This is a genomic window from Streptomyces monashensis (assembly GCF_001866665.1).
Taxonomy (GTDB): Bacteria; Actinomycetota; Actinomycetes; order Streptomycetales; family Streptomycetaceae; genus Streptomyces; species Streptomyces monashensis.
The window spans coordinates 1-21271 of the sequence record NZ_MLYO01000066.1 but is presented as its reverse complement, the minus strand read 5'-3'; the positions used below and the strand labels follow the sequence as shown (position 1 = coordinate 21271).

Here is a 21271-nt window from a genome sequence, read left to right as displayed (position 1 = left end):
TCTTCGTGTGGGACTCAGGCCGCCGTGGCGGTGCCCGCGCCTGCCTCGCGGCAGTCGTGGCAGTAGGCGCCGGGCGCGGGGGTACGGATCGCGTGTTCGCAGCCCTCGCAGCTGTGGAGCCGTAGCCGGGGAAGGGCGGTCTCGTCGACTGGCGGCGCTGGGGGCGGTGCCTGGGGTGGCAGGAACTCGGTGAGGCGGTACGCGATGAGGTTTGCGGGGTAGCGCGGCCTCGGCGGGAGGTTCGAGACCAGGGCGTGGTGTACGGCATCGGGGGACAGGCCGCGTTCGAGCCAGGCGGCCACGGCTGGGGCGAGACGGCGGACGTCGCGTTCGGAGAGGACGAGGCGGCGGTCGTGATGGTGGAGGGTGGCGAGGAGGATGGTCGCGGTGCGGTGGCTTTCGAGGTCGGGGGTCCAGGGTTCGGGGAGTGGGGCCTTGGGTGTGGGCGCGGGCTCGGCTTCTTCGCGTTCTGGTTCCGGCTCGGGTGCTGGAGCCGTTGGCTGAGACGGGGAAGTGGCTTGCCTGGGCTGTCGTGGAGTGGTCGGCGGCTTCGGCTCGGCGGCGGCCACGGGCTGGTTGTACGACACCGTGTGCGTGACGATCCGGCCGCTGGGGAGGCGTTGGCGGGTGCGGGCCAGGTAGCCGTGTGCCTCAAGTTCGCGCAGGGCGGCGGCGATACGGGTCTCGCCCTCGGGGAAACGGGCGGCGAGGGTCTTGATGTCGACGCGGGTACCGGAGGGCAGCGACTGGATGTGGCAGGCCAGGCCGATCGCCGTGAGGGACAGGTCGCGGTGCTGGGTGAGGTGGTTGCCGACGACCGTGTAGCGGGTCGTGTGCCTGGCGTTGATGTGAGTGATGCCGCGCGGATTCAGCGGCTGGGCGCACGTGGGCGCGCTAAGGTTGTGGTTATCCACGGGAAGTTGTGACCTTCCTCGGTGGTCAGGCCCTCGATCGGGATGCCAGTCCCGGCCGGGGGCCGTCGCATGTCTGCGGTGTGATCGCAGCGAGCATATGCCAGCGAACTGGGCGGAAATCCAACTGAGTTGGGCAATGTCACTCTTCCGGGCGATGGACGCGGTGGGGAGGTGGCTGGGGTTGGTCGGTTCGGTATTTGTCCCCGGTCATGGAAGAGCTTTGATCACGCGTCGGGCCGGATTGCGGGTCACCGGAGCGGGACGGGCCGCGATGCGGTCTCGCGGACGTCCAGTTCCGCCCAGACGGTCTTGCGCGGGGTGGGGCCCTCGGCCACTCCCCAGCGGTCGGCGAGTGCGTCGACGAGGTGCAGTCCGCGCCCGGATTCCGCGTCGGCCGTGAGGGGCTGGGCGCCGGGCAGGCGGTCACCGCGCGTGTCGGTCACCTCGATGCGGAGCGTGGCGCCGACGACGTAGAGCGTGAGCCGGAAGTCCCGTCCGGGTACCTTGCCGTGGGTCACGGCGTTGGCGGCCAGCTCGGCCACGATGTGCTCCGGGGCGTCCAACGGGAGCTGCCAGTCACGGAGTTGTCGTACGGCAAGCAGTCGGGCCAGGCGGGCGCCGCGCGGGGTGGGGGACAGGAGCACCGTGAAGTTGGGGATGACGGATTCTTGGATCACGTCACTCAGAGTGGCCGGACTTGCTTCCATGGGTGAGTGTCAACGCCCTTACGTACGGTGACTGTCCCCGCTTTGTCTCGGCTGTCTCGGCTGTCTCAGGCGTTGTACGGGTACGAGTGCGCGTCGGAGGAGGAGGCATGGGTGACGTGGTGAACGACGGTGTGGACGAGGCCGGTTGGGACGTCGAGCCGGGGGACGAGATCGAGCCGGTGGTGCAGGCGGTGGGGCGCCTGCTCAAGGTGTGCCGGGAGGCGGCCGGGGTGAGTGTGGCCGAACTGGCGGAGGCTCTCAGGTACGGCGAGGACATGATCCGCAAGATCGAGCGCGGAGCGCGGATTCCTCGGCCGGAGGCCCTGGACAGAGCGGACCAGATCCTGAAGGCGCAGGGGCATCTGAGGGCGTTCATGGAGGACATGAGGAAGGCCCGGTATCCGAAGAAGGTGCGGGAGCTGGCGGAGCTGGAGGGGAGGTCGGTGGAGATGCTGCTGTACAGCAACCACAACATCCATGGCCTGTTGCAGACGGAGGAGTACGCGCGAGCGCTGCTTCGTACCTGGCGGCCGGCTTACTCGGCGGACGAGCTGGAGCGCATGGTGGCCGGGCGCATGGCTCGAAAGTCCGTCTTCGAGCGGTCGCCCGCACCGGAGTTCAGCTTCGTTCAGGAAGAGGTGACGCTGCGCCGTCCGGTCGGGGACACAATGGTGTTGCGCCGACAGCTCGAACACATGCTGGAGGTGGCCCGGTTGCCTTCCGTGGAGCTTCAGGTGATGCCGACCGCCCGTGCGAACCACCCCGGGACGTCAGGCCGGATCCAGGTGCTGAAGTTCGCGGACGGTACGGGAACGGGCCGAACCGACGGTGACTTCGCGGGCCGCCCGGTCTCGCACCCCAGGCAGCTCCGGGTCCTCGACCTGCGCTATGGCATCATCCGGGCTCAGGCGCTCACGCCAGAGGAGTCTCTGGTCTTCATCGAGCAGGCACTGGGAGAACTATGAGCACCCCGGAACTCCACTGGTTCAAGAGCAGCTACAGCGACAGCAGCAACGGCAATGACTGCGTCGAGGTAGCCGTAGAGGTCCCCACCATCCACATCCGCGACTCCAAGAACCCCACCGGCCCCCGCCTCACCCTCGCGCCGGAGTCCTGGTCGGCTTTCCTGCCCTACGCATCCGGGAGCCCCCTCATCTGAGTTCATCTGAGTACGCGCGCTCATGTGCGGCTGGCCGCAGCCGAGTTGAGTAGAGCCATGCTTGGAGAATCGCGGAACGACCAGGTGCGGGGCGAGTGGATCCCGCCTCTGGTGTCCACACTGGTCACAGTTCCCTTGGCCCTCTTCCTCCTCGTCGCTACCGCGTTTGCGCCCATGGCGTGCGACAGCTGCACCGAATCTGAGGCACACCGGTTCGACACCAGTTACGACGTCGCCATGCCGGTCTTCCTGACCGGCTTGGTGATTTCCGCATTGTTGATGCTGGCCGGCTGGTGCATGCCGTGGAAGGTGAAGAACATGGCACGTCGCAGACTGACGGCGACCCTCGCGCCGTGCGTCCTGGTGCTTGCGTACGTCTTCTTCGCCGGCCGTATGGCCTCCTGAAGCCGTCAAGCGGTACCGGTTCGATCACGGCTTTCACAAGATCTGACAGACCCTCTGTGCAATGCCCGCATCGGCGAAGAACACTGCCCCCGCCAGTGACCTTGCTCGACCGAAAGCGAACCCGTGACCGCCGTCCAGCCCCCTGAACACCCCGATGAGTCCTCCATACCCGACGAGCAGTGGGAGGCGTTCCTGCGGGAAGCCGCGGAGGACGGTGGCAGGAACGCACCGAAGGAGCCGTCCGCGCGGGCGCGGATGGTGGCCCGTCGGCTGCGGGAGCAGGACGAGGCGGAGCGGGAACAGGCTGCCGAGGGCAGCGGTCGGCGGCGCTGGCGGAAGCGGGCATCGCAGCCGAAGCCGAAGCCGTCGCTGCCGCCGGGATGGCGCACCGGTCCGGCCTGGCGGGAGATGAACGGGCGGAGCAGCCGGCGCCGCACCGTGGGCTCGGTGATCGGTGTGGTGCTGGCAGCGGCGCTGGCCGTCGTGGCCGTACGGCCGTCGCTGCTGCTGGACCGGCTGCCCGGCCACGACCACGGCTCCCGGACCTCGGCCTCGACGCTGCCCGCCGAGACGGCGCCGCCGACCGGCGCCCCGGACGCGGTCGACCAGGCCGGACCGCCCACCCGCAAGGACCCGTTCCTCGGCTCGCCCGCCCAGCGGTGGGCCGACGGGGCGGACGCCATCGACGTGCCGCAGGCGAAGGCCGTGGCCGGGATCAGCCAGGAGGACGTGGCCCTCGCGCTGCGCCGCACCAAGGAGTTCCTGGTCGACACCAACCTGGCCCCGGCCGTGCTGCGTGGCGGCCAGCCCGACGCGGCGCTGGCCCTGCTCGACCCGCGGCAGCCCCACACACTGCCCGACCTGCGGCGCTCGCTGCGCACCCCGGACCGCGACCACGACCCCCTGCAACTGGTGACCCGCTTCGACCCGGCGCAGGTGGCCCTCGCCGGTGACGTGGTCAAGGTGCGCGGCCGTATGACGTTCTCCGCCGGTGACGCGGGCGAGGTGCGGGTGCACGCCGACTACACCTTCGTCTACCCGCTGGTCCGGGCCGGCGGCAAGGGCGACGGCGATGTCGTGGCACGGACGATCATCCGCCGCGACCTGACCATGGTTCTGCTCGACCCGCACAAGTGGATCACGACCGAGGGCAAGCTCGGGATCCGGTCGTGGGACAGCGAGTACTACAACAGCGAGTGCGGCGTCCACGACGGCTACTACCACCCCGTCTTCCCGGACTCCGGTCCCACGGGCGCCCCCGCCACGGGCCCGAGCGCAGACCCCTACGACCGCAGCAAGACCCTGGCGGACGACCAGCACAAGGGCTGCGGCACGGTCACCCGCACCTGACGCACGTCTTCGTCACGTACGCCGCCGGAAGCCGAGGGCCCACACCAGCAGCGCCACCGCCAGCAGCGCGGCCCCCGGCGCCGGCACGGCTCCCCACCCGCCGAACCGGTACGCGGTGACGCCGATCGCCGAGCCGGCCGCGCCGCCGATGTAGTACGACGTCATGTAGACGGACGCGATCCGGGCGCGGGGGTGGTCCGGAAGGCCGTAGACGACGTTCATGTTCAGCAGATGGACGCCGTGGACCACGGCGTCCATGACCAGCACCCCGGCCACCAGCCAGGCCAGGCTGCGGCCGCCCGGCCACAGTGCCGCGAACGAGGCCACCCCCAGGGCCAGCAGCACACCGGTGGCCGCCTGCTGCCCGCCCTGGTCGGCGAGCCGTCCCGTTGCCTTGGCCACGATCGCGCCCGTCGCGCCCACCAGCGAGAACAGTCCGATCGCGGACGAATCCCAGCCGTAGTGCGGGCCGGCCAGCAGGAACGCCGAGGTCGCCCAGAAGACGCTGAACGCGGCGAAACAGCAGGCCCCGATCAGTGAGCGCCGCCGCAGTACCGGTTCCGTCGCCGCCAGCCGCAGCGTGGCGGCGAGCTGGGTGCCGTAGCCGATGGACACGTCCGGCGGGGACGGCGGCAGGAGCCGTACGAGGAGCAGGGCCACGGCCGCCAGCGTCCCGGCCGCCGCCAGGAAGACGGCGCGCCAGCCGAACGCCCCGCCGACCAGCCCGGCCGCCGTACGGGAGAACAGGATGCCGAGCAGAACGCCGGTGAGCAGGGTGCCCATCGCCCGGCCGCGCTGCTCGGCGGGTACGACGGAGGCGGCGTACGGGATGAGGATCTGCACGACGACCGCCCCGGCGCCCACGGCCAGGCCGCCGACCAGCAGTACCCACAGTGCGGGGGCCGCCCCCGACAGCAGCATTCCGGCACAGGCCGCGCCGAGCAGGAACCCGATCAGGCGCCGGCGCGCCACGATGTCGCCGAGCGGCACGATCAGCAGCAGGCCCAGGGTGTAACCGGCCTGGGTGGCGGTCACCAGCGTCCCCGCGGAGGAGGGCGAGGCGCGGTACGAGGCCGCGATCCGGGGGAGCAAGGGCTGGCAGTAGTAGAGGCAGGCGGCGATCAGACCACAGGCCGCAGCGAGCAGGGCGATCAGACGGGGGTGCGGCGGGGCAGAGGTCGCGGCGCGGGGCTCGGCTGACCGGGCGGAGTCTGTCTTCTCGGTCGGGGCGGGAACGGTCATGACAGGGACGCTAGGCGGCAAATGGACCCGCCCCAAGATCCAATACTGCTCGCTGGGAGAGGTCCAATCCGGGCCGGGATGCGCCCTGCGTTTGACCTCCGTCACCTTCGGGGTATTCTCTCCGGCTCGATTGGCGGAGCCCCCGCCCCGTATGGCAGACTGTCCGAGTTGCTCGGTCGAGTGTTGATGCTGCGCGCCTCCCGCCGGGAGGACCGGAAGCGAGTCCCACAGTACTCGTCGCCCTAACTGCCTGCGGGCAGCGCTGGGGCGGACGTACGGGAATCTTCCGGGAAGTGCGGTGCGGCACCGACCAGGCACCCGGTGGGCCTGAGGCTCCCGGTCCGCGGTTCCGGAAGGGCCGTCGCATTCCCTGCAGGGATGTTCGAACAAGGGACATCCGTGTCAGCGAGAGCGCGACACGCCCGACCGCGTGGGTCGGAGGCGAGCAGGCAGCAGAAGGAATCCGCCGGGTTCCAGAGCGTAAGAAGAGACAGGACTACTGAGTAGCCATGGCGGGACAGAAGATCCGCATCCGGCTCAAGGCCTACGACCACGAGGTCATCGACTCCTCGGCGAAGAAGATCGTCGAGACGGTGACCCGCACTGGTGCGTCGGTCGCGGGCCCGGTGCCGCTGCCCACTGAGAAGAACGTGTACTGCGTCATCAAGTCGCCGCACAAGTACAAGGACTCGCGCGAGCACTTCGAGATGCGCACGCACAAGCGCCTGATCGACATTCTCGACCCGACCCCCAAGACCGTTGACTCTCTGATGCGACTCGACCTCCCGGCCGGTGTCGACATCGAGATCAAGCTCTGAGGCTGGTGGGCTGAGAATGGCTAAGCAGATCAAGGGCATCCTGGGCGAGAAGCTCGGCATGACGCAGGTGTGGGACGAGAACAACCGTGTTGTTCCGGTCACCGTCGTCAAGGCCGGCCCCAACGTCGTGACCCAGGTTCGTACGAACGACGTCGACGGCTACGAGTCGGTCCAGATCGCCTTCGGCGAGATCGACCCGCGCAAGGTGAACAAGCCCCTCAAGGGTCACTTCGCGAAGGCCGACGTCACCCCCCGTCGCCACCTTGTCGAGATCCGTACGGCGGACGCCTCCGAGTACACCCTCGGCCAGGAAGTCACCGCCGAGGTCTTCGAGGCCGGCGTGAAGGTCGACGTCACCGGCAAGAGCAAGGGCAAGGGCTTCGCCGGTGTCATGAAGCGTCACAACTTCAAGGGCCTCGGCGCCGGTCACGGCACCCAGCGCAAGCACCGCTCTCCCGGTTCCATCGGTGGCTGCGCCACCCCGGGCCGCGTGTTCAAGGGCCTCCGCATGGCGGGTCGCATGGGCAACGAGCGGGTCACCACCCAGAACCTGACCGTCCACGCCGTTGACGCGGAGAAGGGTCTGCTGCTCATCAAGGGCGCGGTTCCCGGTCCGAACGGCGGCCTCGTCCTGGTCCGCACCGCGGCCAAGGGGGCCTGAGGTAACCGATGAGCACTGTTGACATCCTTTCGCCGGCGGGCGAGAAGGCCGGTTCCGTCGAGCTCCCCGCGGAGATCTTCGACGTGGAGAAGATCAGCATCCCGCTGATCCACCAGGTCGTCGTCGCGCAGCTGGCCGCTGCCCGTCAGGGCACGCACAAGACCAAGACCCGTGGCGAAGTCCGTGGTGGCGGCAAGAAGCCGTACCGCCAGAAGGGCACCGGCCGCGCCCGTCAGGGCTCGACCCGCGCGCCGCAGTTCGCCGGTGGTGGCGTCGTGCACGGTCCCGTGCCGCGTGACTACTCGCAGCGCACCCCGAAGAAGATGAAGGCCGCGGCCCTGCGCCACGCCCTCACCGACCGGGCGCGTCACAACCGCATCCACGTCGTCTCCGGCGTGGTCGAGGGCGAGAACCCCAGCACCAAGGCCGCCAGGTCGCTGTTCGGCAAGATCTCGGAGCGGAAGAACCTGCTCCTGGTCGTCGACCGCGCCGACGAGGCCGCGTGGCTGTCCGCCCGCAACCTGCCCCAGGTCCACATCCTGGAGCCGGGCCAGCTGAACACGTACGACGTTCTCGTCTCGGACGACGTGGTCTTCACCCAGGCCGCTTTCGAGTCCTTCGTCGCCGGCCCGAAGGCCAACGACACCGAAGGGACCGAGGTCTGATGGCTACCCGTCACCCGAGCATCGCCTCGAAGGCGGCCAAGGCCGCCAAGGCCGCGCGCGTCGCCAAGGCGAAGCGCCACGCCACCGAGGGCAAGAACACCGTCGAGACCCCGCTGAGCAAGTCGTACACGGACCCCCGTGACGTGCTGCTCAAGCCGGTCGTCTCCGAGAAGAGCTACGCGCTCCTCGACGAGAACAAGTACACGTTCATCGTCGACCCGAACGCCAACAAGACCCAGATCAAGCAGGCCGTCCAGGCGGTCTTCTCGGTCAAGGTCACCGGGGTCAACACGATCAACCGCCAGGGCAAGCGCAAGCGCACGAAGACCGGTTTCGGTCAGCGTGCCGGCAGCAAGCGCGCGATCGTGACCCTCGCCGAGGGCGACCGTATCGACATCTTCGGCGGTCCGACCGCCTGAGGGCGGTCCGGATCGTCCGATATCGGACGAGGACTGAGAAATGGGAATCCGCAAGTACAAGCCGACTACGCCGGGCCGTCGTGGCGCCAGCGTCGCCGACTTCGTCGAGGTCACGCGGTCCACGCCGGAGAAGTCGCTGGTCCGCCCCCTGCACAGCAAGGGCGGCCGTAACAACGCCGGTCGTGTGACCGTTCGCCACCAGGGTGGCGGACACAAGCGCGCCTACCGAGTGATCGACTTCCGTCGTCACGACAAGGACGGCGTGCCGGCGAAGGTCGCGCACATCGAGTACGACCCCAACCGCACCGCGCGCATCGCGCTGCTGCACTACGCCGACGGCGAGAAGCGCTACATCCTCGCCCCGCGCAACCTGCAGCAGGGTGACCGCGTCGAGAACGGTCCCGGGGCCGACATCAAGCCGGGCAACAACCTGGCCCTCCGCAACATCCCGGTCGGTACCACGATCCACGCGATCGAGCTCCGTCCCGGTGGCGGTGCCAAGTTCGCCCGCTCCGCCGGTGCCTCCGTGCAGCTGCTCGCGAAGGAGGGCGCCTACGCCCACCTGCGCATGCCGTCCGGTGAGATCCGTCTGGTCGACGTCCGCTGCCGCGCCACCATCGGCGAGGTCGGCAACGCCGAGCAGTCCAACATCAACTGGGGCAAGGCCGGCCGTAAGCGGTGGCTGGGCGTTCGCCCGACCGTCCGTGGTGTCGTCATGAACCCGGTCGACCACCCGCACGGTGGTGGTGAGGGCCGGACCTCCGGTGGTCGCCACCCCGTGTCCCCGTGGGGCAAGAAGGAAGGCCGTACTCGTTCGCCCAAGAAGGCGTCGAACAAGTACATCGTCCGCCGCCGCAAGACGAACAAGAAGCGCTAAGGACGGGTTGAGATGCCTCGTAGCCTGAAGAAGGGGCCCTTCGTCGACGACCACCTGATCAAGAAGGTGGACGCCCAGAACGAAGCCGGCACCAAGAACGTCATCAAGACCTGGTCCCGTCGCTCCATGATCGTCCCGGCCATGCTCGGCCACACGCTCGCGGTGCACAACGGCAAGACCCACATCCCGGTGTTCGTCACCGAGTCGATGGTCGGCCACAAGCTCGGCGAGTTCTCGCCGACGCGCACCTTCCGGGGTCACGTCAAGGAAGACCGGAAGTCGAAGCGCCGCTAGTAGCGGATCGCATTCAGACACGTAAGTAACTGAGAGGGACAACCATGGAAGCCAGGGCCCAGGCGCGGTACATCCGCGTTACGCCCATGAAGGCCCGCCGCGTGGTGGACCTTATCCGTGGCATGGATGCCACGGAGGCTCAGGCTGTTCTGCGATTCGCTCCGCAGGCAGCCTCCGTGCCGGTCGGCAAGGTGCTCGACAGCGCCATCGCCAACGCCGCGCACAACTACGACCACACCGACGCCGACAGCCTCTTCATCTCCGAGGCGTACGTCGACGAGGGTCCGACCCTGAAGCGGTTCCGGCCGCGCGCCCAGGGCCGTGCCTACCGGATCCGCAAGCGGACCAGCCACATCACCGTGGTCGTCAGCAGCAAGGAAGGAACCCGGTAATGGGCCAGAAGGTTAACCCGCATGGGTTCCGGCTCGGTGTCACGACCGACTTCAAGTCGCGTTGGTACGCCGACAAGCTGTACAAGGACTACGTCAAGGAAGACGTCGCCATCCGTCGGATGATGACGTCCGGCATGGAGCGCGCCGGCATCTCGAAGGTTGAGATCGAGCGCACCCGTGACCGCGTGCGGGTGGACATCCACACCGCTCGTCCGGGCATCGTCATCGGCCGCCGTGGCGCCGAGGCCGACCGCATCCGCGGCGACCTCGAGAAGCTCACGGGCAAGCAGGTCCAGCTGAACATCCTCGAGGTCAAGAACCCCGAGACGGACGCTCAGCTGGTTGCTCAGGCCGTCGCCGAGCAGCTCTCCTCCCGCGTCTCCTTCCGCCGTGCCATGCGCAAGAGCATGCAGTCGGCGATGAAGGCCGGCGCCAAGGGCATCAAGATCCAGTGCGGTGGCCGCCTCGGCGGCGCCGAGATGTCCCGCTCGGAGTTCTACCGCGAGGGCCGCGTGCCCCTGCACACGCTCCGCGCGAACGTGGACTACGGCTTCTTCGAGGCCAAGACGACCTTCGGCCGTATCGGTGTGAAGGTCTGGATCTACAAGGGCGACGTCAAGAACATCGCCGAGGTCCGCGCCGAGAACGCTGCGGCCCGTGCGGGTAACCGCCCGGCCCGTGGTGGTGCCGACCGCCCGGCCCGTGGTGGCCGTGGTGGCGAGCGGCGCGGTCGCAAGCCGCAGCAGGCTGCCGGCGCCGAGGCCCCCAAGGCCGAGGCTCCCGCGTCCGCTCCGGCTGAGAGCACCGGAACGGAGGCCTGACCGACATGCTGATCCCCCGTAGGGTCAAGCACCGCAAGCAGCATCACCCGAAGCGTCGCGGTGAGGCCAAGGGCGGTACGACGGTCGCGTTCGGCGAGTACGGCATCCAGGCCCTCACGCCGGCGTACGTGACCAACCGCCAGATCGAGGCGGCCCGTATCGCGATGACCCGCCACATCAAGCGTGGCGGCAAGGTCTGGATCAACATCTACCCGGACCGCCCGCTCACGAAGAAGCCGGCCGAGACCCGCATGGGTTCCGGTAAGGGTTCGCCGGAGTGGTGGATCGCGAACGTGCACCCGGGACGGGTCATGTTCGAGCTGTCCTACCCGAACGAGAAGATTGCGCGTGAGGCTCTCACTCGTGCGGCCCACAAGCTGCCGATGAAGTGCCGGATCGTCAAGCGCGAGGCAGGTGAAGCGTGATGTCGGTCGGTACCAAGGCGTCCGAGCTGCGCGAGCTGGGCAACGAGGAGCTTCTGGGCAAGCTCCGCGAGGCCAAGGAAGAGCTGTTCAACCTCCGCTTCCAGGCGGCGACCGGTCAGCTCGAGAACCACGGCCGTCTGAAGGCGGTCCGCAAGGACATCGCGCGGATCTACACCCTGATGCGCGAGCGTGAGCTGGGCATCGAAACGGTGGAGAACGCCTGATGAGCGAGAAGAACGTGACTGAGAACGCAGAGGCCCGCGGCTTCCGCAAGACCCGTGAGGGTCTCGTCGTCAGCGACAAGATGGACAAGACCGTCGTCGTCGCCGTCGAGGACCGCGTCAAGCACGCGCTGTACGGCAAGGTCATCCGCCGTACGAACAAGCTCAAGGCGCACGACGAGCAGAACGCCGCGGGTGTCGGCGACCGCGTCCTCCTCATGGAGACCCGGCCGCTGTCCGCGACGAAGCGCTGGCGCGTCGTCGAGATCCTCGAGAAGGCCAAGTAAGTCTCCTGCGGGGCATCCCTCGCAGGACAGTTCCGCCAGGCTCCGGGAGCCGCTCCGCTGAGCGGCTCCCGGGGAACCGGCAGACAAACAGGAGATAGACGTGATCCAGCAGGAGTCGCGACTGCGCGTCGCCGACAACACTGGTGCGAAGGAAATCCTTTGCATCCGTGTGCTCGGTGGCTCCGGTCGCCGCTACGCGGGCATCGGTGACGTCATCGTCGCCACCGTCAAGGACGCGATCCCCGGTGGCAACGTGAAGAAGGGTGACGTCGTCAAGGCGGTCATCGTTCGCACCGTCAAGGAGCGCCGCCGTCCGGACGGCTCGTACATCCGCTTCGACGAGAACGCCGCCGTCATTCTGAAGAACGACGGCGACCCTCGCGGCACCCGTATCTTCGGCCCGGTCGGCCGTGAGCTGCGCGAGAAGAAGTTCATGAAGATCATCTCGCTCGCGCCGGAGGTGCTGTAAGCATGAAGATCAAGAAGGGCGACCTGGTCCAGGTCATCACCGGCAAGGACAAGGGCAAGCAGGGCAAGGTCATTGCCGCTTACCCGCGCGAGGAGCGCGTCCTGGTCGAGGGTGTCAACCGGGTCAAGAAGCACACCAAGGCCGGTCCGACCGCCAGCGGTTCGCAGGCCGGCGGCATCGTCACGACCGAGGCGCCGATCCACGTCTCCAACGTCCAGCTGGTCGTTGAGAAGGACGGCAACAAGGTCGTCACGCGTGTCGGCTACCGCTTCGACGACGAAGGCAACAAGATCCGCGTTGCCAAGCGGACGGGTGAGGACATCTGATGGCTACCACCACCACTCCGCGTCTGAAGACGAAGTACCGCGAGGAGATCGCGGGCAAGCTGCGTGACGAGTTCAAGTACGAGAACGTCATGCAGGTTCCCGGCCTCGTCAAGATCGTGGTCAACATGGGTGTCGGCGACGCCGCCCGTGACTCGAAGCTGATCGAGGGCGCGATCCGCGACCTGACCACCATCACCGGTCAGAAGCCGGCCGTCACCAAGGCCCGCAAGTCCATCGCGCAGTTCAAGCTGCGCGAGGGCCAGCCGATCGGTGCCCACGTCACGCTCCGTGGCGACCGCATGTGGGAGTTCCTGGACCGCACCCTGTCGCTCGCGCTGCCGCGCATCCGCGACTTCCGCGGCCTGTCCCCCAAGCAGTTCGACGGCCGTGGCAACTACACCTTCGGTCTCACGGAGCAGGTCATGTTCCACGAGATCGACCAGGACAAGATCGACCGCACCCGGGGTATGGACATCACCGTGGTGACCACGGCGACCAACGACGCTGAGGGCCGTGCGCTCCTTCGTCACCTCGGCTTCCCGTTCAAGGAGGCGTGAGCGAGATGGCGAAGAAGGCTCTGATCGCTAAGGCTGCTCGCAAGCCCAAGTTCGGCGTGCGTGGCTACACCCGCTGCCAGCGTTGTGGCCGCCCGCACTCCGTGTACCGCAAGTTCGGCCTGTGCCGCGTGTGCCTCCGTGAGATGGCTCACCGTGGCGAGCTGCCGGGCGTGACCAAGAGCTCCTGGTAATCCCTGTAACAGGGGATTCCTGAAGCTCTCGGTAAGCATCTGGGTCGGCAGGGGCCCTTCTCCGCATGCCGTAGGCTTGTGGGGTTGGGCGTCTGCCGCGCCCGTACGACTTACTACGCCGTAGGTCCACCGCGCCGCACCCGTCCCGTCTCGGATCGGGGAGAGGGATGGCGCACCAGGAAACCCCGGCGAGAGAGGCCGAAGGCCAATTCATGACCATGACTGATCCGATCGCAGACATGCTTACGCGTCTGCGGAACGCGAACTCGGCATACCACGACTCCGTGACGATGCCGGCATCGAAGATCAAGTCGCACATCGCGGAGATCCTCCAGCAGGAGGGCTTCATCACGGGCTGGAAGGTCGAGGACGCCGAGGTCGGCAAGAACCTCGTTCTCGAGCTGAAGTTCGGCCCGAACCGTGAGCGCTCCATCGCGGGCATCAAGCGGATCTCCAAGCCCGGTCTCCGGGTGTACGCGAAGTCCACCAACCTGCCGAAGGTGCTCGGCGGCCTCGGCGTGGCGATCATCTCCACGTCGCACGGGCTCCTCACCGACAAGCAGGCCGGCAAGAAGGGCGTGGGTGGGGAAGTCCTCGCCTACGTCTGGTAGCGGAAGGGAACGGAGGAAACAGCTATGTCGCGTATTGGCAAGCTCCCCATCACGGTTCCCGCCGGCGTGGACGTCACCATCGACGGCCGTACGGTCTCGGTCAAGGGCCCCAAGGGCACGCTGACCCACACCGTCGTCGCGCCGATCGACATCGTCAAGGGTGAGGACGGCGTTCTGAACGTCACCCGTCCGAACGACGAGCGTCAGAACAAGGCCCTGCACGGCCTGTCCCGCACGCTGGTGGCGAACATGATCACCGGCGTGACCCAGGGTTACGTGAAGAAGCTCGAGATCAGCGGTGTCGGTTACCGCGTCACGGCCAAGGGCTCGAACCTCGAGTTCGCGCTCGGCTACAGCCACCCGATCGTCGTCGAGGCGCCCGAGGGAATCACCTTCAAGGTGGAGACCCCGACCCGCTTCCAGGTCGAGGGCATCGACAAGCAGAAGGTCGGCGAGGTTGCGGCCAACATCCGCAAGCTGCGCAAGCCCGACCCGTACAAGGCCAAGGGCGTCAAGTACGAGGGCGAAGTCATCCGCCGCAAGGTCGGAAAGGCGGGTAAGTAAGCCATGGCATACGGGCAGAAGATCCTCAAGGGCGACGCCTACAAGCGCGCCGCGATCAAGCGCCGTCACATCCGGATTCGCAAGAACCTTTCCGGTACGGCGGAGCGTCCCCGTCTGGTCGTGACCCGCTCCAACCGCCACATCGTGGCGCAGGTGATCGACGACCTCAAGGGCCACACCCTGGCTTCGGCGTCCACGCTGGACACGTCGATCCGTGGTGGCGAGGGCGACAAGTCCGCGCAGGCCAAGCAGGTCGGCGCCCTGGTCGCCGAGCGTGCCAAGGCCGCCGGTGTCGAGGCTGTCGTGTTCGACCGTGGTGGCAACCAGTACGCCGGGCGCATCGCCGCCCTGGCGGACGCCGCCCGCGAAGCCGGGCTCAAGTTCTGAGCCTGCCGTAGCTAGCGGAAACAGAGAGAGGTAATTCCAATGGCTGGACCCCAGCGCCGCGGTGGCGGTGCCGGTGGCGGCGAGCGGCGGGACCGGAAGGGCCGTGACGGCGGCGCTGCTGCCGCCGAGAAGACCGCGTACGTCGAGCGCGTCGTCGCGATCAACCGCGTCGCCAAGGTTGTGAAGGGTGGTCGTCGCTTCAGCTTCACCGCGCTGGTCGTGGTGGGCGACGGTGACGGCACCGTGGGTGTCGGTTACGGCAAGGCCAAGGAGGTGCCGGCCGCCATCGCCAAGGGCGTTGAGGAGGCCAAGAAGCACTTCTTCAAGGTCCCCCGTATCCAGGGCACCATCCCGCACCCGATCCAGGGTGAGAAGGCTGCCGGCGTCGTGCTGCTCAAGCCCGCGTCCCCGGGTACCGGTGTTATCGCCGGTGGTCCGGTGCGTGCCGTGCTCGAGTGCGCCGGTATCCACGACATCCTGTCGAAGTCGCTCGGCTCCGACAACGCGATCAACATCGTGCACGCGACCGTGGAGGCCCTCAAGGGCCTGCAGCGTCCCGAGGAGGTCGCGGCCCGCCGCGGTCTGCCGCTCGAGGACGTCGCCCCCGCGGCTCTTCTCCGTGCGCGTGCCGGGGCTGGTGCGTAATGGCACAGCTCAAGATCACGCAGGTTAAGTCGTACATCGGCAGCAAGCAGAACCACCGCGACACCCTGCGGTCCCTTGGTCTCAAGGGCATCAACACGCAGGTCGTCAAGGAGGACCGCCCCGAGTTCCGCGGCATGGTGCACACCGTCCGCCACCTCGTGACGGTCGAGGAGGTCGACTGATCATGGCGGAGCAGAACCCGCTGAAGATCCACAACCTCCGTCCCGCCCCGGGCGCCAAGACCGCCAAGACCCGTGTCGGTCGTGGTGAGGCGTCGAAGGGTAAGACGGCCGGTCGTGGTACCAAGGGCACGAAGGCCCGTTACCAGGTTCCGGAGCGCTTCGAGGGTGGCCAGATGCCGCTCCACATGCGCCTCCCGAAGCTGAAGGGCTTCAAGAACCCGTTCAAGACCGAGTTCCAGGTCGTGAACCTCGACAAGCTGGCCGCGCTCTACCCCGAGGGTGGCGAGGTCACGGTCGAGGGTCTGGTGGCCAAGGGTGCCGTTCGCAAGAACAGCCTCGTCAAGGTCCTCGGCCAGGGCGAGATCTCCGTGGCGCTGCAGGTGACGGTCGACGCCGTCTCCGGCTCCGCCAAGGAGAAGATCACCGCCGCCGGCGGTACGGTCACCGAGCTGGTCTGAGTTCCTCAGGTCCCTCGATGACATGAACGATCCCGACCGGGGATACCCCACATATGGGGTATCCCCGGTCGGTCGTTCCAAGGGAAGTGCTCTCGCCGGTAAGGTGGCCAGCACTGCCCACTTTCATTGGGCGCTCCCCATGGGGCACCCTGAGCGGCAGTTGACCGTTAGTAATTCGTCTGTATCCGTCGAACCTCAAGACCGTCACCCTTGACGCAGTTGCGCGGGGGTCGCAGGAGGCACCGTGCTCACCGCGTTCGCCCGGGCGTTCAAGACGCCCGACCTGCGCAAGAAGCTGCTCTTCACGCTGGCCATCATCGTGGTCTACCGCGTCGGTACCCACATCCCGATCCCCGGCGTCAACTACAAGGCCGTCCAGCAGTGTGTGAGCGAGGCGGGGGCCAACCAGGGCCTGTTCGGCCTCGTGAACATGTTCAGTGGCGGCGCGCTGCTCCAGATCACGGTCTTCGCGCTCGGCATCATGCCGTACATCACGGCCAGCATCATCCTTCAGCTGCTGACCGTGGTCATCCCGCGCCTGGAGGCCCTGAAGAAGGAGGGCCAGGCCGGCACGGCGAAGATCACGCAGTACACCCGGTACCTGACCGTGGCGCTCGCCATCCTGCAGGGCACCGGCCTCGTGGCCACCGCCCGCAGCGGCGCGCTCTTCAACGGCTGCTCGGTCGCGTCGAGCATCGTCCCGGACCAGGCGATCTTCACGACGATCACGATGGTGGTCTGCATGACCGCCGGCACGTGTGTCGTGATGTGGCTGGGCGAGCTGATCACCGACCGCGGCATCGGCAACGGCATGTCGATCCTGATGTTCATCTCGATCGCCGCGACCTTCCCGTCCGCCCTGTGGGCCATCAAGAAGCAGGGCACGCTGGCCGGCGGCTGGATCGAGTTCGGCACCGTGATCCTGGTGGGCCTGGTGATGGTCGGGCTCGTCGTCTTCGTCGAGCAGGCCCAGCGCCGCATCCCCGTGCAGTACGCGAAGCGCATGATCGGCCGTCGTTCCTACGGTGGTACGTCCACGTACATCCCGCTCAAGGTGAACCAGGCGGGTGTGATTCCCGTCATCTTCGCCTCCTCGCTGCTCTACATCCCGGCGCTCGTGGCGCAGTTCGCGGGGGGCAACTCGGGCTGGAAGTCGTGGATCCAGCAGAACCTGACCAAGGGCGACCACCCGATTTACATCACTCTGTACTTCTTGCTCATCGTGTTCTTCGCGTTCTTCTACGTGGCGATCTCCTTCAACCCCGAGGAAGTCGCCGACAACATGAAGAAGTATGGTGGCTTCATCCCGGGCATCCGGGCTGGCCGACCGACCGCTGAGTACCTCAGCTACGTGCTCAACCGGATCACCTGGCCGGGTTCGCTGTATCTGGGTCTGATCGCTCTCGTACCGACAATGGCGTTGGTGGGCTTCGGGGCAAGCCAGAACTTCCCCTTCGGTGGAACCAGCATCCTGATCATCGTGGGTGTCGGTCTCGAGACGGTGAAGCAGATCGAGAGCCAGCTCCAGCAGCGCAATTACGAAGGGTTCCTCCGCTGATGCGTATCGTCCTCGTCGGGCCGCCGGGTGCCGGTAAGGGAACGCAAGCCGTCCGCCTTGCCGCAGAGCTGAAGATTCCGCACATCTCCACGGGCGACCTGTTCCGGGCCAACATCAGCCAGCAGACGGAACTGGGCAAGCTCGCGAAGTCGTACATGGACCGCGGCGAGCTGGTGCCGGACTCCGTGACCATCGACATGGCCAAGGACCGCATGGAGCAGAAGGACGCCGAGGGCGGCTTCCTGCTCGACGGCTTCCCGCGGAACGTGGACCAGGCCGAGGCGCTGGACGGGCTGCTGGAGACCGAGGACTTCAAGCTCGACGCCGTCCTGGACCTGGAGGTCCCGGAGGACGAGGTCGTCAAGCGCATCGCCGGCCGCCGCATCTGCCGCAACGACTCCTCCCACGTCTTCCACGTGACGTACAGCCCGCCGAAGAAGCAGGGCGTGTGCGACGTCTGCGGCGGTGAGCTGTACCAGCGCGACGACGACAGCGAGGACACCGTCCGCACGCGGCTGGAGGTCTACCACACGCAGACCGAGCCGATCATCGACTACTACAAGGCGCAGGGTCTGGTCGTGACGATCTCCTCCCTGGGCCCGGTGGACGAGATCACCAAGCGGGCGCTGGAGGCTCTCAGGCGCGAGAAGGCCGAGCAGTAGTCCCAAGGCCCGGCCTTCCGGCCGCGGTGCCCTTCCGGGGCGCCGCGGCCGTAGTGTTGTACAGATATCCCAGCCGATGTGAGTGACGGAGAGCGCAGGCCCCCATGGTGCAGATCAAGACGCCCGAGCAGATCGCCAAGATGCGTGCGGCGGGCCTGGTCGTCGCCGCCATCCACGCGGCCACCCGCGAGGCCGCGGTGCCCGGCGCCTCCACCAAGGACCTGGACGAGGTCGCCCGCAAGGTCCTCGCCGAGCACGGCGCGAAGTCGAACTTCCTCGGCTACGGCGGCTTCCCCGCGACCGTCTGCACCTCCGTGAACGACGTCGTCGTGCACGGCATCCCCTCCGACGACGTCGTCCTCAAGTCCGGCGACATCATCTCCATCGACTGCGGCGCGATCATCGACGGCTGGCACGGCGACGCGGCCTACACGGCCTTCGTGGGCTCCGGTCACGCTCCGGAGCTCATCGAGCTGTCCCGGGTGACGGAAGAGTCCATGTGGGCCGGCATCGCGGCGATGAAGCAGGGCAACCGCCTGGTCGACGTCTCCAGGGCGATCGAGACGTACATCCGCCGCCAGCCGAAGCCCGGCGGCGGCAAGTACGGGATCATCGAGGACTACGGCGGCCACGGCATCGGCACCGAGATGCACATGGACCCGCATCTGCTGAACTACGTCGACCGCCGCCGCGGCAAGGGCCCCAAGCTGGTCCCCGGCTTCTGCCTCGCGATCGAGCCGATGGTCTCCCTCGGCACCCCGCGCACGGAGGTCCTGTCGGACGACTGGACGGTCATCACGACGGACGGCACCTGGTCGTCCCACTGGGAGCACTCGGTGGCTCTGACGGCAGAGGGCCCACTGGTCCTGACAGCCCCCGACGGCGGCAAGGCGAAGCTGGCGGAGTACGGGATCACGGCGGCACCGGATCCGCTCGCCTGACGACCGATCCGGCCACGACCGCCGGTCGGAGGCCGGCGCAGCTGCTCGAAGCTTGTGAGGCGCCCCCGGCGCCGAGCCCGCGAGAGCGGCGTCAAGGATGGGTCGGCGGCAGGGCGAAGCCGGCGGAGTACGGCATTCAGGCCGCTCCCGATCCGCTCGCTTAGTGATCTCCCGAGTGGGGCAGACTTCCTCGATTCGCCTTTCAGGGTGCGCCGACGTAGACTGACTCGTCGGCTCTCGTGTACCCGTATGTCCGCATGCGTGTAAGAGGGTCGATCAAGGTAGTCGATTCGAAGGGCGAAGCGTGGCCAAGAAGCAAGGTGCCATCGAGATCGAGGGCACTGTCGTCGAGTCTCTGCCGAACGCCATGTTCAAGGTCGAGCTCCAGAACGGCCACCAGGTCCTGGCACACATCAGCGGCAAGATGCGTATGCACTACATCCGCATCCTCCCTGACGACCGGGTCGTGGTGGAGCTGTCTCCGTACGACCTGACGCGTGGCCGGATCGTCTACCGCTACAAGTAGATCTTGCCCGCACCCCGGATCTCCTCGGGGTGATGGCACTGACCCGGAGAACCTCACCATGAAGGTCAAGCCGAGCGTCAAGAAGATCTGCGACAAGTGCAGGGTGATCCGCCGTCACGGTCGGGTCATGGTCATCTGCGAGAACCCGCGCCACAAGCAGCGCCAGGGCTGACGCACGACCATCTCCCTCTGCACCTCTATCGCAGAGATTCGCGCGACGCGAGCTGAATTTGTTCATACGCAGAATCCGAGCCGTTCGGCTCGACACCCTCGGTTCGGAGGCCGAGGACCCGGTTCGTACCTGGTACGGCGGCCGGGAGCCGGTTCTGTGGAAGACCTCCGAAAGATCACCAGGAGCCATTGAATGGCACGCGTTTCCGGTGTTGACATCCCGCGCGAAAAGCGCGTGGAGGTCGCCCTCACCTACGTGTTCGGCATCGGCCGGACGCTCTCGCAGCAGACGCTGGCCGAGACCGGTATCGACCCGAACACCCGCGTTCGTGACCTGAGCGAAGAGCAGCTCGTCGCGATTCGTGAGTACGTCGACAACAACATCAAGACCGAGGGTGACCTCCGTCGCGAGATCCAGGCCGACATCCGCCGCAAGGTCGAGATCGGCTGCTACCAGGGTCTCCGTCACCGTCGCGGTCTGCCCGTCCGCGGTCAGCGCACCAGCACCAACGCCCGCACCCGCAAGGGCCCGCGTCGCGCCATCGCCGGTAAGAAGAAGCCGGGCAAGAAGTAGTCCGCAGCGGACTCGCCGTCCAGCGGTCTTCGCTGTAGGACCGACCACCTCCCGTAGGAGTTATAGATGCCCCCCAAGGGTCGTCAGGGCGCTGCCAAGAAGGTGCGCCGCAAGGAAAAGAAGAACGTCGCTCACGGCCACGCGCACATCAAGAGCACGTTCAACAACACGATCGTCTCGATCACGGACCCGTCCGGCAACGTGATCTCCTGGGCCTCCGCCGGCCACGTCGGCTTCAAGGGCTCCCGGAAGTCCACGCCGTTCGCCGCGCAGATGGCCGCCGAGTCGGCTGCCCGCCGCGCCCAGGAGCACGGCATGCGCAAGGTCGACGTGTTCGTGAAGGGCCCGGGTTCCGGTCGTGAGACCGCGATCCGCTCCCTGCAGGCCACGGGCCTCGAGGTCGGCTCCATCCAGGACGTCACCCCGACCCCGCACAACGGCTGCCGCCCGCCGAAGCGCCGCCGCGTCTGACGCACCGCGCTCCGCCGGTTTCGGGGTTCCGGGCGGTACGGCCTCTGTGAGGAAGCCGTACCGCCCGTACCCTTGCAGTACAGAGTCGGGCGTCAAATAGCGGGCGCCCCTGACTGAAGGATTCATCCATGCTGATCGCTCAGCGTCCCTCGTTGACCGAAGAGGTCGTCGACGAGTTCCGCTCCCGGTTCGTGATCGAGCCGCTGGAGCCGGGCTTCGGCTACACCCTCGGCAACTCCCTGCGCCGCACGCTCCTGTCGTCGATCCCCGGCGCTGCTGTCACCAGCATCCGCATCGACGGTGTCCTGCACGAGTTCACCA

Annotated in this window: 35 protein-coding genes and 1 pseudogene; 33 read left to right on the top strand and 3 right to left on the bottom strand. The window is 67.3% G+C overall.

Translation table 11 applies throughout. The annotated features are described in order from the left end of the window. Positions 1–14 precede the first annotated feature (14 nt). Entirely contained in the window at positions 15–914 is a 900-nt protein-coding gene (locus BIV23_RS35160) for a helix-turn-helix domain-containing protein (RefSeq protein WP_071385025.1), read from the bottom strand. Between the two features lie 248 nt (positions 915–1162). Beyond that, positions 1163–1591 (bottom strand): ATP-binding protein, encoded by a 429-nt coding sequence (locus tag BIV23_RS35155; protein ID WP_245790803.1) that lies wholly within the window; start codon positions 1589–1591, stop codon positions 1163–1165. A gap of 137 nt (positions 1592–1728) precedes the next feature. On the opposite strand from BIV23_RS35155, the gene BIV23_RS35150 reads away from it, so the two are divergent. From BIV23_RS35150 to BIV23_RS35135, 4 genes are all read left to right on the top strand, one after another. Then, positions 1729–2586, top strand: a complete 858-nt coding sequence (locus BIV23_RS35150; RefSeq protein WP_071385023.1) for a helix-turn-helix domain-containing protein — start codon at positions 1729–1731, stop codon at positions 2584–2586. Beyond that, complete coding sequence (locus BIV23_RS35145; protein ID WP_071385022.1) at positions 2583–2780, top strand: DUF397 domain-containing protein; 198 nt, start codon at positions 2583–2585, stop codon at positions 2778–2780. Before BIV23_RS35150 ends, BIV23_RS35145 begins: the two co-directional genes overlap by 4 nt. 111 nt (positions 2781–2891) lie before the next feature. Continuing rightward, positions 2892–3185, top strand: a complete 294-nt coding sequence (locus tag BIV23_RS35140; RefSeq protein ID WP_143079173.1) for a hypothetical protein — start codon at positions 2892–2894, stop codon at positions 3183–3185. Positions 3186–3308: 123 nt separating this feature from the next. After that, the gene (locus BIV23_RS35135) at positions 3309–4535 is read left to right on the top strand and encodes a hypothetical protein (protein WP_071385020.1); all 1227 of its coding nucleotides are present in this window, start codon (positions 3309–3311) and stop codon (positions 4533–4535) included. 12 nt (positions 4536–4547) lie between these two features. On the opposite strand, the gene BIV23_RS35130 is transcribed toward BIV23_RS35135, so the two are convergent. Then, the gene (locus BIV23_RS35130; protein ID WP_079173610.1) at positions 4548–5777 is read right to left on the bottom strand and encodes an MFS transporter; all 1230 of its coding nucleotides are present in this window, start codon (positions 5775–5777) and stop codon (positions 4548–4550) included. Positions 5778–6286: 509 nt separating this feature from the next. Here BIV23_RS35130 and rpsJ point away from each other — a divergent pair. The 29 genes and pseudogenes from rpsJ to BIV23_RS34985 form a co-directional block, all read left to right on the top strand. Next, complete coding sequence (gene rpsJ / locus BIV23_RS35125) at positions 6287–6595, top strand: 30S ribosomal protein S10 (RefSeq protein ID WP_003948644.1); 309 nt, start codon at positions 6287–6289, stop codon at positions 6593–6595. 16 nt (positions 6596–6611) lie between these two features. Next, positions 6612–7256 (top strand): 50S ribosomal protein L3, encoded by a 645-nt coding sequence (gene rplC, locus BIV23_RS35120; RefSeq protein WP_062706771.1) that lies wholly within the window; start codon positions 6612–6614, stop codon positions 7254–7256. An 8-nt stretch (positions 7257–7264) separates the two neighbouring features. Beyond that, entirely contained in the window at positions 7265–7921 is a 657-nt protein-coding gene (gene rplD / locus BIV23_RS35115; protein WP_071385019.1) for a 50S ribosomal protein L4, read from the top strand. Continuing rightward, complete coding sequence (gene rplW / locus BIV23_RS35110; RefSeq protein ID WP_071373347.1) at positions 7921–8340, top strand: 50S ribosomal protein L23; 420 nt, start codon at positions 7921–7923, stop codon at positions 8338–8340. The genes rplD and rplW overlap by 1 nt, the downstream gene beginning before the upstream one ends. Before the next feature lie 40 nt (positions 8341–8380). After that, entirely contained in the window at positions 8381–9217 is an 837-nt protein-coding gene (gene rplB / locus BIV23_RS35105) for a 50S ribosomal protein L2 (RefSeq protein ID WP_020941674.1), read from the top strand. A gap of 12 nt (positions 9218–9229) precedes the next feature. Continuing rightward, the gene (gene rpsS / locus BIV23_RS35100; RefSeq protein WP_023547380.1) at positions 9230–9511 is read left to right on the top strand and encodes a 30S ribosomal protein S19; all 282 of its coding nucleotides are present in this window, start codon (positions 9230–9232) and stop codon (positions 9509–9511) included. A gap of 44 nt (positions 9512–9555) precedes the next feature. Further along, positions 9556–9903: a 50S ribosomal protein L22 gene (gene rplV, locus BIV23_RS35095; RefSeq protein ID WP_003974262.1), complete on the top strand. Its 348-nt coding sequence runs from the start codon at positions 9556–9558 to the stop codon at positions 9901–9903. Next, positions 9903–10724 carry a 30S ribosomal protein S3 gene (rpsC, locus tag BIV23_RS35090; protein WP_003998826.1) on the top strand — a complete coding sequence of 274 codons (822 nt, stop codon included), beginning with the start codon at positions 9903–9905 and terminating at the stop codon, positions 10722–10724. Before rplV ends, rpsC begins: the two co-directional genes overlap by 1 nt. A 5-nt stretch (positions 10725–10729) precedes the next feature. Next, positions 10730–11149 carry a 50S ribosomal protein L16 gene (gene rplP / locus BIV23_RS35085; RefSeq protein WP_030788270.1) on the top strand — a complete coding sequence of 140 codons (420 nt, stop codon included), beginning with the start codon at positions 10730–10732 and terminating at the stop codon, positions 11147–11149. Further along, positions 11149–11373, top strand: coding sequence for a 50S ribosomal protein L29 (rpmC, locus tag BIV23_RS35080; protein WP_055632347.1), 225 nt, complete (start codon positions 11149–11151; stop codon positions 11371–11373). Before rplP ends, rpmC begins: the two co-directional genes overlap by 1 nt. Further along, positions 11373–11657, top strand: coding sequence for a 30S ribosomal protein S17 (gene rpsQ / locus BIV23_RS35075; RefSeq protein ID WP_018543912.1), 285 nt, complete (start codon positions 11373–11375; stop codon positions 11655–11657). Before rpmC ends, rpsQ begins: the two co-directional genes overlap by 1 nt. 100 nt (positions 11658–11757) lie before the next feature. Beyond that, on the top strand, positions 11758–12126 hold the full coding sequence (gene rplN / locus BIV23_RS35070; RefSeq protein ID WP_003998823.1) for a 50S ribosomal protein L14: 369 nt from the start codon (positions 11758–11760) through the stop codon (positions 12124–12126). Between the two features lie 2 nt (positions 12127–12128). Beyond that, positions 12129–12452 (top strand): 50S ribosomal protein L24, encoded by a 324-nt coding sequence (gene rplX, locus BIV23_RS35065; RefSeq protein ID WP_030930498.1) that lies wholly within the window; start codon positions 12129–12131, stop codon positions 12450–12452. Then, entirely contained in the window at positions 12452–13009 is a 558-nt protein-coding gene (gene rplE, locus BIV23_RS35060) for a 50S ribosomal protein L5 (protein WP_015658460.1), read from the top strand. Before rplX ends, rplE begins: the two co-directional genes overlap by 1 nt. Before the next feature lie 5 nt (positions 13010–13014). Further along, positions 13015–13200, top strand: coding sequence for a type Z 30S ribosomal protein S14 (locus BIV23_RS35055; protein ID WP_003948630.1), 186 nt, complete (start codon positions 13015–13017; stop codon positions 13198–13200). A 212-nt stretch (positions 13201–13412) separates the two neighbouring features. Then, on the top strand, positions 13413–13811 hold the full coding sequence (gene rpsH / locus BIV23_RS35050; RefSeq protein WP_007384075.1) for a 30S ribosomal protein S8: 399 nt from the start codon (positions 13413–13415) through the stop codon (positions 13809–13811). Positions 13812–13835: 24 nt separating this feature from the next. Beyond that, positions 13836–14375 carry a 50S ribosomal protein L6 gene (gene rplF, locus BIV23_RS35045; RefSeq protein ID WP_067299853.1) on the top strand — a complete coding sequence of 180 codons (540 nt, stop codon included), beginning with the start codon at positions 13836–13838 and terminating at the stop codon, positions 14373–14375. Positions 14376–14378: 3 nt separating this feature from the next. Continuing rightward, positions 14379–14762 carry a 50S ribosomal protein L18 gene (gene rplR, locus BIV23_RS35040; protein WP_071373345.1) on the top strand — a complete coding sequence of 128 codons (384 nt, stop codon included), beginning with the start codon at positions 14379–14381 and terminating at the stop codon, positions 14760–14762. Between the two features lie 39 nt (positions 14763–14801). Further along, positions 14802–15407, top strand: coding sequence for a 30S ribosomal protein S5 (gene rpsE / locus BIV23_RS35035; protein WP_015658456.1), 606 nt, complete (start codon positions 14802–14804; stop codon positions 15405–15407). After that, the gene (gene rpmD / locus BIV23_RS35030; RefSeq protein ID WP_003974250.1) at positions 15407–15589 is read left to right on the top strand and encodes a 50S ribosomal protein L30; all 183 of its coding nucleotides are present in this window, start codon (positions 15407–15409) and stop codon (positions 15587–15589) included. Before rpsE ends, rpmD begins: the two co-directional genes overlap by 1 nt. Positions 15590–15591: 2 nt before the next feature. After that, complete coding sequence (gene rplO, locus BIV23_RS35025; RefSeq protein WP_023547373.1) at positions 15592–16047, top strand: 50S ribosomal protein L15; 456 nt, start codon at positions 15592–15594, stop codon at positions 16045–16047. A 244-nt stretch (positions 16048–16291) separates the two neighbouring features. Next, positions 16292–17605 carry a preprotein translocase subunit SecY gene (gene secY, locus BIV23_RS35020; protein ID WP_071385018.1) on the top strand — a complete coding sequence of 438 codons (1314 nt, stop codon included), beginning with the start codon at positions 16292–16294 and terminating at the stop codon, positions 17603–17605. Continuing rightward, on the top strand, positions 17605–18267 hold the full coding sequence (locus tag BIV23_RS35015) for an adenylate kinase (RefSeq protein ID WP_071385017.1): 663 nt from the start codon (positions 17605–17607) through the stop codon (positions 18265–18267). Before secY ends, BIV23_RS35015 begins: the two co-directional genes overlap by 1 nt. A 104-nt stretch (positions 18268–18371) precedes the next feature. Next, a complete protein-coding gene (map, locus tag BIV23_RS35010; protein WP_071385016.1) occupies positions 18372–19208 on the top strand; it encodes a type I methionyl aminopeptidase in 837 nt (278 codons plus the stop codon). A gap of 304 nt (positions 19209–19512) precedes the next feature. Next, positions 19513–19734, top strand: a complete 222-nt coding sequence (gene infA, locus BIV23_RS35005; RefSeq protein ID WP_003948620.1) for a translation initiation factor IF-1 — start codon at positions 19513–19515, stop codon at positions 19732–19734. A 58-nt stretch (positions 19735–19792) separates the two neighbouring features. After that, positions 19793–19906 carry a 50S ribosomal protein L36 gene (rpmJ, locus tag BIV23_RS35000; protein ID WP_003998809.1) on the top strand — a complete coding sequence of 38 codons (114 nt, stop codon included), beginning with the start codon at positions 19793–19795 and terminating at the stop codon, positions 19904–19906. Positions 19907–20098: 192 nt separating this feature from the next. Continuing rightward, positions 20099–20479, top strand: a complete 381-nt coding sequence (gene rpsM, locus BIV23_RS34995) for a 30S ribosomal protein S13 (protein WP_020135802.1) — start codon at positions 20099–20101, stop codon at positions 20477–20479. Positions 20480–20545: 66 nt separating this feature from the next. Then, on the top strand, positions 20546–20950 hold the full coding sequence (gene rpsK / locus BIV23_RS34990) for a 30S ribosomal protein S11 (RefSeq protein ID WP_003956432.1): 405 nt from the start codon (positions 20546–20548) through the stop codon (positions 20948–20950). 128 nt (positions 20951–21078) lie between these two features. Continuing rightward, positions 21079–21271 (top strand): annotated as a pseudogene (locus BIV23_RS34985) (DNA-directed RNA polymerase subunit alpha); the annotation flags it as partial.